Raw genomic sequence first — 15,111 nt, forward strand, 5'->3', positions numbered from 1 at the left:
GAGCGGGAATATGCTTAATGACTAGCATAGTTTCCTATTGGAAACGCTGTTATTTAGCGACTTCTTGTCGCACAGTAGTATTGTGTAGTATTATTAGCCGCAATATCGTATAGACTTCTTGTTATTTAGCATCTTATTTATTCTATATATTTCAACCGCATTTTTAAGCATATCTTTATATGTAATACCTTGATTAACTTTATAAAATTCATTTAATTTTTTTCTGAATAATGTATATCTATTTCAATTTCATCTTTAGTAAAAACATGTTTTTCTATAGTCCCATCTTTTATACGATTTGTTATCCAATCTAAATTAAATTTGATATTGAATGATAATTTATCTTTAGAAATTAATTATTATTGAAACATTGGCCCGGTATATGGTTCATATGGAAGTAAAACTGCCACTCCTGTTTCATCTGATTTATAGGATACACCTTCAATAGGGTTTCTATCATTAACTAAATTCATTCCTACGGTATATATTGTATTAGACATATCAGTTGTTTCTTGTGAAGCAGTACCTAACATGAAGCCTTTTGAAACTAGTTCTTTAGCTTCAGATACTCCATCTAGACCAACAACTATGATTGACTGAGATTTATCTCCAGTATTGTAACCATATTTTTGCAACGCTTGAACAGCACCAATTGCCATAGAGTCATCATTTGAAATTATCGCTTCTATTTTGTTACCAAATCTTAAAAATAATGCATCAATGTCATCTTTAGCAGATGCTGTGTCCCAATTCAAAATAGGAGATGCAAGTTGTTCGGTTTTTATAAAAGCTTCGTTAATAGTTGAAACGGAGTATGCTGATCTATCGATGGAGGTTTTATTAAGTTTTTCACCAACGAGCAATACGTATTGTAATGCGTCATCTTTATTTTTATCAATTAATTGTTTATAATTCCTCCAAGCATCGACAATCATTTTCCCTTGTAAAGTGCCGCCTTGTACTGAATCTGTTCCTACATAAAAAGCTTTTTTATACGATTTAATTGCCTCCATTGAAAATGGTACTCTATTAAAGACTACTACTGGGATGTTAAATTGTGCAATTCTGTTAATCATTTCTCGTATTTCAAGTAGATTAACCATATCTAATAATATAAGATCAATGCCCTTATGAAGTGCATTTTCAATATCTATGTTTTGAGTTGATTGATTAAAATTGGCATTATAAAAAGAGAATAAAACTTCTCCTGGATTATTCTTTTGAATATCTTCAAAATTTTTGCGAAGGAGTATAATGTAATCATCATTAAGATCTCTTGTAAATAAGCCTACTTTAACAGGAGCGCTTTGACGAAAGTTTGTGCTAGTATTCGTAGTCATGTATGAGCTATTTCTTAGAGTTATAACCAATATAATTGTAAGTAAAGCTATACTTAATCTTCTCTTAAATACTTCCATTTAAATCCTCCTTGCCATTTGTTATATAATTTTATTATGCCTTTATTAAAAAAAGTTTATGCTAAATCAATATTTTATTTTTAAAACAAAATAGTTGCTACATAAGATTCAAAATGTAATTGATCATTGCAGATAAAATATTGCGCACTATCTACAAATTACGTATTAAAAAAATCATAAATTCACTCTCTTGAATAATAAGATTTTACAATTTGCTATTTAATTTTGTTGATTTATGATTTGTTAATATGGCATGTCCAAAGTATAATTAAATCGGATTATTTTCCACTCCTCAGTACTCTTATTATACTCAAATTCCATTATGCCACACATATCCACTTGGAACATGTATCTTTTGTAAACAGGAATATCGAGTAGATGACAGATTAGAAGCCTAATGTAGCCTTCATGAGAGACAATAAAAACATCCTCGTCTCTTTGAATAAGTTCATCTAAAAAGCTTTTTTGTCTTAACTTCACCTCTTCACCAGTCTCGCCCTCTGGAAATCGCACATCCATAGTATGAGAATTAAAGTCCCGCCAAAATTCAGGATACTTTTGTATAATTTCTTCTTCATCCATAGACTCGATTATTCCATTATCAATTTCATTAAGTCTGCTGTCTATTTCAACGGTTATACATTTGTTTTCTGCTATATATTTTGCAGTTTGACTTGTTCTGAGGTATTCACTTACTATAATCCTTTTTATTTCTATATGGTCAAAAAATTCTATCAGTCTTTTTGCACTTATCTCTCCCTTTTCAGTTAATGGTTCATCCTGATGTTTTAGGGATTCATTATAATATCTCCCCCTTATTTTATCACCATGTCTGGATATAAATATCCTCATTTATATACTGCCCCCTTTTTACTTTAAATAACAACTTATGTTATTTATATAAAAATCATCTTAATCTATGAATATGAATCAATTATAGTACAAATTATAAATATCATATTATTCTGTTTTCAAAGAACGTCTTTATTAATTGATACACATTTTCTACAGTTTGTTTAATACTAGTATTGCTAGTATTTTAATATAAAAAAATATCGCAAACCTATTCTTAGTTATAAATAGCGCGATATTCTAATTTACTATTAAATTTTCAAATATAAAAGATCCGCTCTACAAATTATAATTTGTCGTCTTAATATAATGATTATAATCTCTATGAAATATCTTTGGCCAGTAGTATCAGGTGGAATCCTTTTTCATACGCATTAGGCTGAATCCCAATTACTCTGAATCCATAGTCCAACATCCACTTATAATCAGTTCTTTCACAGGTAAGATTTTGAATTGCTTCCGAAATATTATCAATATCTTGCCCGTGAATATTAAATCCAATAGAACTTATTCCATTTCTGAATGTTAGATAACCTTTTTCTTTTGCATACCGTGAAGCGATATCTATCAGATCCTCCAGCTTATGCTCCAACTTAAAAATTCCATTATCGTCAAAACCGCTGCATTCAAGTTCTAATGTATGGTAACCAATAAACTCCCTGCAAAGTATCCAACCTTTTGGATGTCGTTCATCCTCACCGAGATACCATCCAACTGTCCTAATCGTTTCATTGATATCGCTCAGTTGTCCAAAGGCACCTTCATAATCCCACCAGTCTGGTTTTATCGTACACATTAATTGCGCAACTGCAGGAATGCGCTCTTTGGTTAATTTAAAAATTTCCATAGCCTCCACTCCCTTTCCTAAATATAATAATCGACAGTTTTTACGCGATAATTTATCTTTTAGTTAATTATAGCATGTTTTGTTAAATTACCACATTATTCAGTTTTCAAAAAACATATTTTTTATTTACTGTATCAAATTTACATTGTATACAATAGATCTGCATCTGTTACTAGTATAACGTAACAAAAATATTGTAGATTCATTATTTCTATTATTTTAGTAAAACATACTTTTCTAAAATATTTATTGTTATGCGATATTCCTTGATTCTAGAGTTTTCCATGGCTAATCAACTTTTTAGAGATTCGGATAGTTGCAAATTGAAATAAAATCTTTTATCATTGCTGCCATTTCTTCTGGTGATTTCTGCTTACTGTCATTCATCCATTTAATAAGAATTCGCATAAATCCACCAGTGCTAAATGTTAAAGCGTACTGAATACTTTCTTTAGAAAAAGGTATATTTTTCCCCTTTACCTCATCAAATGCTGGAAGCAAAAGCTCATCAATCTTTAAAAGAAAAAGTGGGAGTAAGTGATGACGATTAACAAGGGATAAAAAAACGAAATGCCTTTTCATTACAGCAAAAAATATTGTGGCAATATTAGGCAATGATAAATCTGTTTCTTGCACAATAACTGATCTATATTCCAACCAAATTTTATAGAAGCACCCTTCTAAAATTTCATCTTTCGAAGAATAGTTACGGTAAAAAGTCCGCCTTGAAAGCCCTGCATTATCTGTAATTTCTTGTATCGTAATTTCTCTATAATTTTCTGTCTCCATCAGTTTTAACAGTGCATCCTCCATCCAAAGTTTTGATTGATTAGATACCGTATTTCCTTTATTTTTACCATACATAGTTTGTCCCTCCTCTATTGTCACAAATCTGCTAATTTGTAGCTTTTGAGCAAAAATGCTTGAATATGCTTTTCCACATATTATAATTGATATTGTTAATAGACACAATTGTGTCAATATAAAAAGGAGGAAATTTTATGAATACTATGAATTCTATTGTTTGGATGTTTCCAATCATTTTTATGCTTCATGATTTTGAAGAAATCATTATGGCTGAAGTGTGGGGGAAGCGCTATAAAAAAGCAATTGATACTACTTGGCCAGAACATCAACCATTTGCTTTAAATTATGTACATTGCTGTAAAACGCCAGCCTTTTCTATTGGAGTCGAAATTATCTTTTTAATTTTTGTGCTGATTAGTTTATTTTCTCTAATTTTTCAAAATTATTTTATATGGTATAGTGGTTTCTTAGGAATAACTTTACATTTTGTTTTTATCCATATGGTTTCATGCATCCGTTTTAAACACTATGTACCTGGAATAATAACATCAACTCTATTTTTATTTCCTAGTACCTGGTTATTATTTACCTCTGCAAATATACTACACTATAACGTAAGTATGATTTTGTTAGCCTGCTTAACAGGAATTGCATTAATAACTTTAATATCGCCAATGCATAAGCTTATGGGTTCTTTATCTAGATTGCTATACAACTATTCTGAAACATCGAAAAGAGCATAATCGAATACCTGGAAGAGGAACCTAATATGTTCCCTTTTCAGTTTTTAATTACAATTAAATATTTCCAATATAATAAAATTAATTCTAAAATATTTTCCTAATGCCGCATTATTCAATTTTCAAAGAACATTTTTTAGTAAGAACTGCGTTAAACCTACAATTGATATCGTGTATTAATTGATATAAATAATCATATAATAATATTGGTTTCATAGTTTTAAAAAAAATTACCTTTTGCCCCTTAATCGGGGCTTTTTTATTTTTTGTTGTATCATTAATTATTTAAGAATAATCATCATACAATTAATGGTGCCTCCTGAATATTTTTTCTTTTGTTCCATTCATTTTATGCCCCTATTAGGTTTTTTTAATTGTAATATCTAATAGTAGAATTGCGTAAAAATCAAACTGAATAAGATGATGTTAATATTCTGATTATACTTCCACTAAATACAGAATTTAGTTTTATTGTATAAAATAAGTGCTATAATTTTTATAGTGATTAAATTAATATGCTATATTTGAAAGGAGACTGATTTTATTATGAAACCATATATTTCTCAAACTATAGAAAGCAATAGTTGTGGTGCACACTCAATTGCTTACTATTTATGGGAAACTACTAAAGCTCAACCTATAAATGATAGAACCTTTGTTGCTAATATACATAAAAAAATTCAAATTGGTCCAAACAATATGGGAATTCCTGAAATTTATTCAAACCCAGAAAAAATTGCTTATGAATTAAGTAATAATTGGAGTTCGTACTCTTACACATGTATGTTAAGCAATAGCACTGTTATACCAATAGCAAAAAACCTTAACATATCTACAAAAAATATAGATATAATTGATAAAGTTAAAAAAGGTGCTAATAAATACGCAATTATTATCTGTAGTATAGGTTATATGACTCCATCACTACATTACATGCTTATTAAATATGAGCAAAATACATTTAAACTTTTAGATTCTCTATATAACCTAGATCATTCTACTTTCAAAATATTAGATTCAATTTATGGTATTGACCGTGTAATTTGGGAAGACTTTACTATAGAAACTAATAATAAACTTACACTAGATCGAAATTCTAACTATTTTTATACTGGAGCCGGAATTCTTATAGATTAATTTTACTGCGTCAAATTTAAATGTTATTCACATTATTAGTCTAATGAACACTTCTGCAAAGTATTTCTGTTATCTAATATCTACATCAATTTCTAATAACAATTTTACTGTATCAATATATTTATAGGAAAACACATAGCTAGTGTTTTCCTATCTTTAACTGTCTAATTAATTGTTATTAGCACCAATAGCAATTGATAACTCTAAAAATTGAAATTTACCACTTTACTAAATGAATTTCTTATAGCTTTATTTAATTTCGACTACAGACGCAAACACTTATATCATATGGATTAATTATTTTGCTGTATGGTTAATAAAATCAACTTCATACTGCTGCTCACCGTATTTTCTTTCATGGTCAATAATAGTCCCCTCTGTAAGGGTGATACGCAAAACGATTGAATTCGGATTATCTTCATCACCAACTTCATCAAACCAATCGAAGATGCTTTTGAATTTAGCTATGATTTCCGCATTCTTCTCATCTTTTACCCAACCGAGATTTTCAGCCGTGCCTTGGAATGAATACCAGTCTAACCCACATACGGAAACCTCAGCGTTCTTCTTAATTTGTAGCATTTTATTTTTCTTTGCATCCGTAGAAACATAAAATACGCCATCTTCATAATAGGCACAAACCATGCGGACAACCGGGCGTGGATTTCCGGCAGCTCCTGGAGATAGTGATATTGTTGCAAGGGCAATCACTTCTTCCTTTCCATTTCCACACCTCTCCTCCATAAGTTTCATTGCATTCTCGTACTTGCTCATTTTTAATTTCCTCCTTTATTAGTATCGATCTTTGTTTGTTGTTGTTTTGGCCTTTCCTTTGAAACCAGTCTTGCTATTTTGGACTACGGTTTTCAAGTTTTTTACTGCTGTCACCTAAATATTTGCACACTACTTCTTCAATGCTTAGAAGAAGTAACTACAAGAATAAAGTCTCATTATATAACTGCAGTGGCATCCATAGAAAATTCAATTTTCATTTCTTTAACTTTTTTTACAATATATATGCCTATTAAACCATTCAGTAGCATATTTCTCACTAATGATAGGATATTGATAATCCCATTTATCTGCAGTTTCTATTGATATTTTCTGAAATAAATTCATGGTGGCTGATAGGGCATTCATAATATCTTTATCTGAGTATCCAGCATAAATACTCTGAAACTCTTTTACGACCCATGGTTCTGCCCATTGCTCAATTAGCCTGCCATTGTGCCATGTGTCATAATCTACACCATGTAAAGCATGAGAATAATATTCTATGATTTTTAAAAGGATTTTTTTCATATAACCATCTACACATGTTATTGCAGACCAGCGCTCACCTCGCATAACCTTTTTTGCAGCCCATATAACATGAAACCAGAATTCACTGACAAGATTCTGAAATTCATTTTCTGACGGTATAGAAAATGGTTTATAAGATTTTGCTACACTATGAATAATATCTGTGAAATCGGATTTATCCATAAGTATTTTATATGACCTTGAAACTATCTCAGATAATTCATCAATTCTACTCATATCATCTGCCTGTAAAAAAATAAAATCTGCATCCATAGCATTCTCAAAAAAAACACGTCTTTCCATACCTCCCGAGACTGTTTCTTCAACAAATGATATGTGGTATTTTCCAAGGAAGTTAAGCCATTCATCTGATTTAATAAAGAAATCGATATCAGAAACAAATAATATAACATCTATATCTGAATATTCATCGGCGCAATTATCTTCTCTTGACTGTGAGCCAATGAGGACTTCTGCTTTAATAAGCTCGGATGTTTCTCCATATTTAATTAAATTGTTTATTATACCTTCATATCTGCTGTTCATAGGAATATTCTCACCTTTCTATAAACTTATTATTATTTACTTTTATTAATATTTTCAACTTTCCCAAACTCCACATTTAAGAATTTTTCTCAAAGCTATAAGGCTTCCTATAGATCCTATAAATGCAGCAACTATTGCAAATAGCCAAAGCATTGTATTTATTATAAAAGAAGGTTGTACAAGACTTAATTCTGGTGTAAACGCAATTACTTTTGTGTAAATGAAGGTATATATAACAAATAAAGATAAATTTCCCACAAAAGCTCCTACAATTCCTATAAATACCCCTTCAATAATAAAAGGCCATCGAATAAACCAATTAGTAGCTCCAACAAGCTTCATTATATTTACTTCATATCTCCTTTGAAACATAGCCATCTTAAATGCATTTACAATTAAAAATAATGAAACAACTGGTATTATTATAAAAACTGCAATTTCCAGCAACTGAAAAACTGCGCTCATTCCTTTATTGTTAATAAAAATAGTTGATGAATTTTTATTAACTGATAACAAATATATTGAAAATAACCCAACAATAAAAACAGTTGCTGACACAGTAAATACTGAAAAAACTGTCAGTGTAATATTTCTTTTTAAGCTCTTTAATGCATCTAAAAAGAAATATTTAAATTTATTAATATTCATATTTCACCTTCTAAAATCTATTTAGTAAATATAGATAATTGTTATTTAATATCTATAGATTAGGAAAGTCAACTCCATCTTCTGGTTCTCCTACTTCAAAACCTAATAATACCGAAGCTTCCTTCTTGAACCTTTCAAACCACGTATTCCATTCGTCTTGCTGCATTTCAGCATAAAATTGCAGACCACTAGGTTCAACTGAAGCATTAATTATTCTTTTGTCATTATCTTGTGCATACCAATGCGGAATTCCATCAATAAAACCACTCCATCCTGGCATCTCTTTATATAGTTCAGCTAACTTTTTCCATATTTCATTTGGTAATGAGTAATGAATATTTAAATTATGATTATGTATTTCCATAAAAAATTCTCCTTCTATTTGATATTGCACTTTCCTAAACATTATTATCTTAATGGGTATATTAATAATTAGAAGGTTAATTAAACAATTATCTTTGTGATATTAGTTCTAAGTCTTTCAAAATCATTAATATTATGAGGAAGCAACACCCAATGAATTCCTTATACTCCTTTTTTATATAACCAATATGAATAGAGAAAAGGAATTATCGTAATAATTGCTAAAATAATTAAAATTAATTGAATACCTTGAATCCATATATAACCACTAATTATCATGCAAATACCACCTAGTATCCAGATATCGCCTGCGATATTATGGGTCTTATTCCAATTATTCACACTATTTAATGTCCATGGTAATTTGATACCAAGAGTATAATTTCTCTTACACTTTGATAGATAATTTCCAAACATTGTGATCATAATGCCTAATACTTCTGATAAAATACCTTGAATAGGATTTTTATATCTAAGTGCAATAAATAAGAGTTCTGGTACTAATATGACCGAAGTAACAGGAGCAGACCACATCCCTAAGTACTTAGATACAGATATAGAGCTTATTTTATTTCGATCATTATTAACTTTTAGGTGTGTAAGAATATTAATTGCTGCCATTAAAACTGGTACACCAAAAGCCGCAAACGCTTTTGGAGCATAACCGTCTCCCCTTATTCTACTAAAATGAATAGCAATTTGTCAGGCAATTTATCATATAGTGTAAACGAAAGAATCAATGGCAAAAAACAAATAATAGTTGTACTCAAAAAAAGTCTATCTCGCTTTATCTTTATCACCTCCAAAATGTAAAAAACATAACTTCTCCAAGTAAATAACTTTTATCTTCTAATACTTTAAAGTTTAGCTTTTACTGTAGATTGTTCAAGCAGTGGCATATGTATCTTTTGTCATCTTTAAACCTATTGTCGCTACTATTTTCTTATAGGATAATATATAATCTTAGTTAATGCTTGTTTTGCCATATTCGTTGAAACTGTTCTTGATGCAGTATTTATATTCATCCCTTCTTAGTATTGTTCAATAAAAATATCGCAAATTTAATAATGCGATGTTTTAAATTTATGTAATTATATTTACTATTAATTCTTTTTTCTCATTAATACAGACCAAAGGGAAGACTTACCGAATACTTCTTCATTGTCAGATTCTATCATTTCTCTAAATTCAACTATTTCAAAATAAGATTCCAAAATAATTTTTAGTTTATAATCAGAGAACCCCATTCCTCCATGCATCGAATTATCTTTGTAAACATCATAATCAGATATATTCGCTCCACCTTTCAAATTAAAACATATCATAGCAAAATATCCATTAGGTTTTAAATATTTTAATATAGTACTTAAATATTGCTCTCTTCTATGTGGCTTTATATGATGAAAACAACCACTATCATAAATGAAATCATAATTCTCTTTTTCACTTTGAAAGTCAAATATTGATTGGCATGAAAATTTTACTTTTATCCCCTGTTCTGTAGCTATTTTATTAGCCATTTCTATTGATGTTTCTGAAAAATCTACACCACAAACTTCAAGTCCCTTTTTCGCTATATAAATAGAATTTCTGCCTTTTCCGCAACCAATATCAAGAGCTTTTCCTTCTTTTAATATTCCTCTATCAAAATAAGTAATAAGATTTTCGTCAGGAATATTTTTAAAAAATGGAACTGCCTTTTCCTTATTTGAATAGAATTTATTCCACCATTCGTTATCTCGTTTTTCTAAAAACTCATCTAGCATACGAAATACATCATCTTCCGTCTTTATGATTTCCGAATTAATTTTATCATCCATGGTATAACGCCTCCAAATTCTATATAATATAAATTATAACATAACTTTCCACTATCACATTATTCAATTTTCAAAGAACATTTCAGTTATTAATTGCTACGCACTTTCTACATATTATTCATATTGTTGAGGAATCACTTCATGTCCAATTATATGAATAATGGGAAGTTAAATTTCCATTAATGATTATTCACCAGATTAATAGCTATTGATAACTCTACAAATTGGAATTTGAGACCTTAACCAATCTTATTAGAAATTATTGTATGTTCTTTAAGAGAAATCTTCCCAACTTCATATCCATATTGAGTTAGTTCCTTTTTGTATTTCAAAAAAAGAATGATCTATCTCAATTCCAGCAATATGGTGTACTTCATCAAAAGATAGTTTTATTGATGAACTGCCATTCTTTTGAACATATTCCCATAAAGCATTATATTTACTCATAACATCGTGCTCCTTACAAATCTAAAATTCATTCTCATTTATACTTTCAACTCTAATTAATCCATATCTATTGCTTTTAAATAGTTAATTAATATGAAAATAATATAAATAATCTCTACTTTAAATTACAATTTATATACTCTACTTTAAATTGTAATTTATCATTGAGGTGATTCATAAGATAAATCACAAATTCAAATCACTCTCCGACAAAAAAGCAGCATTAATATCATGCGGAGCTAATATTGGATCGTCAATAGGGTATTCAATTCCTATATCAGGATCATTATAAGCTATCTGTCTAGAATATCGAGAATCAAAAGGTTCATCAAATCGCATAACATTTCTTGTATTATCCTCAAGTGAAATAAAAACATGTCCAAAACCTTTTGGAATATATATTTGTTTTCGATTCTCTATGCTTAATTCCACGCTTATCCATTTTAAATAGGTTGATGAATCTTTACGAAGATCAATGGCATAATCTATTCCGCTCCCCTCAATACAATAAAGTAATTTGGCTTGAGGTTTGGGATTATTTTGAAAGTGTATACCGTAAAGCGTACCAGCTTTTTGCGAATAATAGATTCGCTCCTCCTTATATTCAAAAAATATTCCTGCGTTCTCCATTTCTGTTCTATTATAAATAGAATATGAAAAACCTCTATTATCAGCTTTCTTATCATATTCTATAATTTTTACTTCTGGAAGATAAGTACTATATATTTTCAAAATATTGTTCCTCCTAACATCAAATCGTAAAAATAATACGTTCTACAAATTATAATTTATCTTTTTCTTACAATACATCCCATTTATTATTCTTATTATCAAAATCCTTATTAATCAAATTTATCAGTGTTTCAAATGACATTTTCAAAGGCACCATTTTTGACATAAAAATGTAATCATTAGCATTACAGGTTATATACACAGTCTGATACTTAAAATCAAACTTTAATCGATGTACTCCGATATCAATAAATTCTTTTTTCTCACATTTAAGGTTATTTAATAATTCTTCTCTTATACTATTTGACTTCCAAACAGTTGGTAAGAAATCCAATGTTTGCATCATTAAACTTCATTTCCTCTCTATTTAACAAATTTAAATTTTTATTACTCACTTAATTAAAGAACCGTAGTTAATTTTTGACCATTTTTGCTTTTTTCGTTCCATCGTCACTTTTTGTTTCTCCTTAAATCAAGGTTCTAATTTTTTTACTTCGATAAATTTATAATTTATCTATTCTTTATATCCTTAATTATTATATCTACTGTTTCCTCTATACTTAATTCTCGAGATAATATCTTTTCCTCAATTATTTCAATAAAATCCTTATCATTCCACCACTGTTTCATGTCATTTTCACCAAAGTCATTACAATTTAGCTTTGTTTGATGACGTTTCAAAGTCTCTTCAAAAGATAAGTCATAATAATATGCATAAGTTGAACTGTCAAATTCTAATTTAATTATTTCAAACAATTCTTTATACCATACTGCATTTAAAATACCTTCAAGAATAACAAACTCACAATTTTCCTTCCCATACTTAACCAAGTTGATTAGCAAAGATATTGCCTTTGTTTCACTTCCATCCCTTACCCATAACATTTCTCTTCTAATTACATCTTGAGAAATAACAAATGTTCCACGACCTAATCTCTTTTGTAATACATTAGCAACTGTTGTTTTTCCACTTTCAGAATTGCCTCTAAGTATTATTATCTTTGATGAATTTTGCATATCATTTATCCCCACTCTAAAGTGCTGCTTATAGTCCTCTAGTTTAAAATTTATAAGTTAGCACTCTTTTCTAATTTTTGAATCTGAAGAAATTAAACGTCCTCTTCCTTCAACTTTTACTAAGATTTCAAGCTCTTTTAATTAGTCTTTTACGATCCACATATACCCCTTAAATTATTAACCTATATATCACTCCCCTAAGTTAATATTTATGAAAATCTTTTCATATGTTAAGATCTGCTTTTTACAATATTGTTAGAAAATTTTAAGTTTTAATAACATTCCTTTATTTTACAACTATATTGTTAATCTATAATTAATACAAACTTAAAAATATTTAATGATTAAAGGAGTAATTCATAATATCTTAGAATTGCGCATTAAAAAAATCGTAAATTCAATTTCTTTTGAATAATACGATTTTATAATTTGCTATTTTGTTTTATTAATTCTCATGATATAAGAATATTGCGACTAACCTAATAGGAATTATTTAGAACTTATTCTGCTACTTCTTTATGCATTTTTCACATTCAAATCCAACCCATGCATTTAGTAGTCTTTTACCACATATCTCACAATTCCTCTCACCACTATACCAATTTCCTGTTTCATGAAAGAGGTTTATGCTATTCCACCAATGTTTCATTTCTTCATTTTCAAAAGGTAAATCATCACCTTCTTCATCAGTTGGTGGTTTAGGCTCATTTCCAAAAAGATAGCCTTTAATCCAATATTCACTTTCTAATGACATGCTTTCAATTTCTGAGATTGAGAAGGCAAATTCTTGTTTTTTTTCAATGCAATATCCACTTATTCTTCCATGGAAGGTATGTGAATTTCCGATAATATAGTGTTTGCCTTTACATTCACTGTCTTTTAAAATAAACCATAATTTTTCATCGATTACTAAATTATCTGTCATATTTATTCTCCTTTAAATCAATTGAATGAAGAATATTTTTGCTATCTTCATCTACCTAATACCATCTAATTTTCATAATGAAGAAAATGAGTTTGTTCGTATATTAAGAAAATCACGAATCTTCTTCACTTATTTTCAAGTCTTTTTAAGTATTCAGGAATCTCAAGGTAACTAAAATATTTTTTAAGGACATATAGGTCAAGTTCAATGCCATCATTCCCTATTAAAGTATCCTCATACATAAATTCACCTTTGTTTTCATCCATTGCTAATCCCCCATTTATAAAGAAATTAAATGGTGAATACTCTTGAATTCCACAAAAAATATTTGCAACAGACTTATGAAGGTTTATGTGTATACGTGGTCGCCAGTCAACAACCTTATTATCTATTTGATACATACGCCTTGGTACTGCCCCAACAAACAATTTTACATTATTTGAAAAAATCATTTGAGGGCGTTTTGAAGTCACAGGTATAGCGATCCTTACCCCATAATTCTTTAAACATATTGGAAGATAGTGTTCTTCTCCATTTATTATTATTTGTTCAACTTCTTCTAAATCTAAATCAATTATAGATAAATTATATTTATTTATAATTTCTAATAATCCTGCTGACTCTAAATTTTGCCGTAGATATCCATTTGCACTCTCGGCAATTGCACAAGTACCATTATTGGAATATATGTACTGTATTAAATCGGAGAGTAATTTAATGTCTGTTCTTGGATGATTTTTTTCAGCAGGACGTGCTAAATTAATTTTAATTACCACTGATTTATAATCAATAATACTTTTTTTTAGTCCTATATCATCTAAGCATGAAAAAATATCATTTTGCTTTTTAACTGTTAATATCATAGTACTTCCCCCAAAACTGTTTAAATTAGAGATGAATCTATCATACATAATAATTTACTATTATGTATTAATTATAGCATATTTTGTAAAAGTCGTACTATTCAATTTTCAAAGAACATTTTTATAATTTACTGCGTCCTATCTAGAGATTACTAATCAAACTAACTTCGTATTATGCTTATTGGTTTTATCAAATTGCAATCCACCAACACACTCCAAATTTATCTATAACAGTCGCACAACACTTGCTCCATGGAACTTCCTGAATGGGATTAATAACAACACCGCCATTACTCAAAATATTAAAGGCGTTACAAACTGCTTCTTCACTTCCCATCTCAAAAACATTAAACGTCATAGTTTCCCATTTCACTTTGTGAACTATGTTTATGTCACAAGGATTCATAGCTTCACTTAATGCTAAAAATCCTTCACCATCTACAGATAATTCACAGTGAGTATAAGCAGTATTATCATCATTTTTCATTTCTAATGTAATCGCTGCACCAAAGGCTTTGCAATACATTTCTGCCGCTTCAAAACTATTTTCCACATAAACTTGGGCATAATTTTTCATATTTTCCCTCCTATCAAATTACAAATTGGATATAAATCAATTAAAATAAAATTGTAAAACTTATCATAAT

The 15,111-nt window shown here is 29.1% G+C and carries 19 protein-coding genes; 2 read left to right on the forward strand and 17 right to left on the reverse strand.

Features of this window, described 5'->3' with window-relative positions:
• Positions 1 to 359: 359 nt before the first annotated feature.
• The 4 genes from L3B98_RS22210 to L3B98_RS22225 form a co-directional block, all read right to left on the reverse strand.
• Positions 360 to 1,418 carry a galactose ABC transporter substrate-binding protein gene (locus L3B98_RS22210; RefSeq protein ID WP_238918287.1) on the reverse strand — a complete coding sequence of 353 codons (1,059 nt, stop codon included), beginning with the start codon at positions 1,416 to 1,418 and terminating at the stop codon, positions 360 to 362.
• Positions 1,419 to 1,661: 243 nt separating this feature from the next.
• A complete protein-coding gene (locus L3B98_RS22215; RefSeq protein WP_238918288.1) occupies positions 1,662 to 2,270 on the reverse strand; it encodes a histidine phosphatase family protein in 609 nt (202 codons plus the stop codon).
• A 322-nt stretch (positions 2,271 to 2,592) separates the two neighbouring features.
• Positions 2,593 to 3,117, reverse strand: a complete 525-nt coding sequence (locus tag L3B98_RS22220) for a hypothetical protein (protein WP_238918289.1) — start codon at positions 3,115 to 3,117, stop codon at positions 2,593 to 2,595.
• 300 nt (positions 3,118 to 3,417) lie between these two features.
• Complete coding sequence (locus tag L3B98_RS22225; RefSeq protein ID WP_238918290.1) at positions 3,418 to 3,981, reverse strand: TetR/AcrR family transcriptional regulator; 564 nt, start codon at positions 3,979 to 3,981, stop codon at positions 3,418 to 3,420.
• 137 nt (positions 3,982 to 4,118) lie between these two features.
• Between L3B98_RS22225 and L3B98_RS22230 the strand changes: the two genes are divergently transcribed.
• Together L3B98_RS22230 and L3B98_RS22235 are read left to right on the forward strand one after the other, a co-directional pair.
• A complete protein-coding gene (locus tag L3B98_RS22230; RefSeq protein ID WP_238918291.1) occupies positions 4,119 to 4,667 on the forward strand; it encodes an HXXEE domain-containing protein in 549 nt (182 codons plus the stop codon).
• Between the two features lie 543 nt (positions 4,668 to 5,210).
• Positions 5,211 to 5,801, forward strand: a complete 591-nt coding sequence (locus L3B98_RS22235) for a hypothetical protein (protein ID WP_238918292.1) — start codon at positions 5,211 to 5,213, stop codon at positions 5,799 to 5,801.
• 297 nt (positions 5,802 to 6,098) lie between these two features.
• On the opposite strand, the gene L3B98_RS22240 is transcribed toward L3B98_RS22235, so the two are convergent.
• The 13 genes from L3B98_RS22240 to L3B98_RS22300 all read right to left on the reverse strand — a co-directional run bounded on the left by L3B98_RS22240 (position 6,099) and on the right by L3B98_RS22300 (position 15,041).
• Positions 6,099 to 6,575 carry a pyridoxamine 5'-phosphate oxidase family protein gene (locus L3B98_RS22240; protein WP_238918293.1) on the reverse strand — a complete coding sequence of 159 codons (477 nt, stop codon included), beginning with the start codon at positions 6,573 to 6,575 and terminating at the stop codon, positions 6,099 to 6,101.
• Positions 6,576 to 6,797: 222 nt separating this feature from the next.
• Positions 6,798 to 7,649 (reverse strand): aminoglycoside 6-adenylyltransferase, encoded by an 852-nt coding sequence (locus L3B98_RS22245; protein WP_238918294.1) that lies wholly within the window; start codon positions 7,647 to 7,649, stop codon positions 6,798 to 6,800.
• A 54-nt stretch (positions 7,650 to 7,703) separates the two neighbouring features.
• Positions 7,704 to 8,297, reverse strand: coding sequence for an FtsX-like permease family protein (locus L3B98_RS22250; protein WP_238918295.1), 594 nt, complete (start codon positions 8,295 to 8,297; stop codon positions 7,704 to 7,706).
• Positions 8,298 to 8,349: 52 nt separating this feature from the next.
• Entirely contained in the window at positions 8,350 to 8,661 is a 312-nt protein-coding gene (locus tag L3B98_RS22255) for a hypothetical protein (RefSeq protein WP_015393576.1), read from the reverse strand.
• A 161-nt stretch (positions 8,662 to 8,822) separates the two neighbouring features.
• Positions 8,823 to 9,281: an SdpI family protein gene (locus L3B98_RS22260; protein ID WP_238918296.1), complete on the reverse strand. Its 459-nt coding sequence runs from the start codon at positions 9,279 to 9,281 to the stop codon at positions 8,823 to 8,825.
• 482 nt (positions 9,282 to 9,763) lie between these two features.
• Positions 9,764 to 10,480, reverse strand: coding sequence for a class I SAM-dependent methyltransferase (locus L3B98_RS22265; protein ID WP_238918297.1), 717 nt, complete (start codon positions 10,478 to 10,480; stop codon positions 9,764 to 9,766).
• A gap of 294 nt (positions 10,481 to 10,774) precedes the next feature.
• A complete protein-coding gene (locus L3B98_RS22270) occupies positions 10,775 to 10,927 on the reverse strand; it encodes a hypothetical protein (protein ID WP_343073705.1) in 153 nt (50 codons plus the stop codon).
• Between the two features lie 186 nt (positions 10,928 to 11,113).
• Positions 11,114 to 11,659 (reverse strand): dTDP-4-dehydrorhamnose 3,5-epimerase, encoded by a 546-nt coding sequence (gene rfbC / locus L3B98_RS22275; protein WP_238918298.1) that lies wholly within the window; start codon positions 11,657 to 11,659, stop codon positions 11,114 to 11,116.
• A gap of 67 nt (positions 11,660 to 11,726) precedes the next feature.
• On the reverse strand, positions 11,727 to 12,005 hold the full coding sequence (locus L3B98_RS22280; RefSeq protein WP_238918299.1) for a hypothetical protein: 279 nt from the start codon (positions 12,003 to 12,005) through the stop codon (positions 11,727 to 11,729).
• A 164-nt stretch (positions 12,006 to 12,169) separates the two neighbouring features.
• Positions 12,170 to 12,676, reverse strand: coding sequence for a kinase (locus L3B98_RS22285; RefSeq protein WP_238918300.1), 507 nt, complete (start codon positions 12,674 to 12,676; stop codon positions 12,170 to 12,172).
• Positions 12,677 to 13,184: 508 nt separating this feature from the next.
• Complete coding sequence (locus L3B98_RS22290; protein ID WP_238918301.1) at positions 13,185 to 13,601, reverse strand: hypothetical protein; 417 nt, start codon at positions 13,599 to 13,601, stop codon at positions 13,185 to 13,187.
• A gap of 125 nt (positions 13,602 to 13,726) precedes the next feature.
• Complete coding sequence (locus L3B98_RS22295) at positions 13,727 to 14,464, reverse strand: DUF362 domain-containing protein (RefSeq protein WP_238918302.1); 738 nt, start codon at positions 14,462 to 14,464, stop codon at positions 13,727 to 13,729.
• 190 nt (positions 14,465 to 14,654) lie between these two features.
• Positions 14,655 to 15,041 (reverse strand): hypothetical protein, encoded by a 387-nt coding sequence (locus tag L3B98_RS22300; RefSeq protein WP_238918303.1) that lies wholly within the window; start codon positions 15,039 to 15,041, stop codon positions 14,655 to 14,657.
• Positions 15,042 to 15,111 lie beyond the last annotated feature (70 nt).

Source organism: Clostridium sp. YIM B02555, from assembly GCF_022320955.1.
GTDB classification, from domain to species: domain Bacteria; phylum Bacillota; class Clostridia; order Clostridiales; family Clostridiaceae; genus Clostridium; species Clostridium saccharoperbutylacetonicum.

What these genes read in the sequence shown, in the direction of transcription:
- L3B98_RS22265 (WP_238918297.1), bottom strand. Translation starts at nt 10,480, where the DNA reads ATGGATGATAAAATTAATTCGGAAATCATAAAGACGGAAGATGATGTA.
- L3B98_RS22220 (WP_238918289.1), bottom strand. Translation starts at nt 3,117, where the DNA reads ATGGAAATTTTTAAATTAACCAAAGAGCGCATTCCTGCAGTTGCGCAA.
- L3B98_RS22215 (WP_238918288.1), bottom strand. Translation starts at nt 2,270, where the DNA reads ATGAGGATATTTATATCCAGACATGGTGATAAAATAAGGGGGAGATAT.
- L3B98_RS22280 (WP_238918299.1), bottom strand. Translation starts at nt 12,005, where the DNA reads ATGATGCAAACATTGGATTTCTTACCAACTGTTTGGAAGTCAAATAGT.
- L3B98_RS22295 (WP_238918302.1), bottom strand. Translation starts at nt 14,464, where the DNA reads ATGATATTAACAGTTAAAAAGCAAAATGATATTTTTTCATGCTTAGAT.
- L3B98_RS22235 (WP_238918292.1), top strand. Translation starts at nt 5,211, where the DNA reads ATGAAACCATATATTTCTCAAACTATAGAAAGCAATAGTTGTGGTGCA.
- L3B98_RS22290 (WP_238918301.1), bottom strand. Translation starts at nt 13,601, where the DNA reads ATGACAGATAATTTAGTAATCGATGAAAAATTATGGTTTATTTTAAAA.
- L3B98_RS22230 (WP_238918291.1), top strand. Translation starts at nt 4,119, where the DNA reads ATGAATACTATGAATTCTATTGTTTGGATGTTTCCAATCATTTTTATG.
- L3B98_RS22270 (WP_343073705.1), bottom strand. Translation starts at nt 10,927, where the DNA reads ATGAGTAAATATAATGCTTTATGGGAATATGTTCAAAAGAATGGCAGT.
- L3B98_RS22250 (WP_238918295.1), bottom strand. Translation starts at nt 8,297, where the DNA reads ATGAATATTAATAAATTTAAATATTTCTTTTTAGATGCATTAAAGAGC.
- L3B98_RS22285 (WP_238918300.1), bottom strand. Translation starts at nt 12,676, where the DNA reads ATGCAAAATTCATCAAAGATAATAATACTTAGAGGCAATTCTGAAAGT.
- L3B98_RS22245 (WP_238918294.1), bottom strand. Translation starts at nt 7,649, where the DNA reads ATGAACAGCAGATATGAAGGTATAATAAACAATTTAATTAAATATGGA.
- L3B98_RS22255 (WP_015393576.1), bottom strand. Translation starts at nt 8,661, where the DNA reads ATGGAAATACATAATCATAATTTAAATATTCATTACTCATTACCAAAT.
- L3B98_RS22210 (WP_238918287.1), bottom strand. Translation starts at nt 1,418, where the DNA reads ATGGAAGTATTTAAGAGAAGATTAAGTATAGCTTTACTTACAATTATA.
- L3B98_RS22240 (WP_238918293.1), bottom strand. Translation starts at nt 6,575, where the DNA reads ATGAGCAAGTACGAGAATGCAATGAAACTTATGGAGGAGAGGTGTGGA.
- L3B98_RS22260 (WP_238918296.1), bottom strand. Translation starts at nt 9,281, where the DNA reads ATGGCAGCAATTAATATTCTTACACACCTAAAAGTTAATAATGATCGA.
- L3B98_RS22300 (WP_238918303.1), bottom strand. Translation starts at nt 15,041, where the DNA reads ATGAAAAATTATGCCCAAGTTTATGTGGAAAATAGTTTTGAAGCGGCA.
- L3B98_RS22225 (WP_238918290.1), bottom strand. Translation starts at nt 3,981, where the DNA reads ATGTATGGTAAAAATAAAGGAAATACGGTATCTAATCAATCAAAACTT.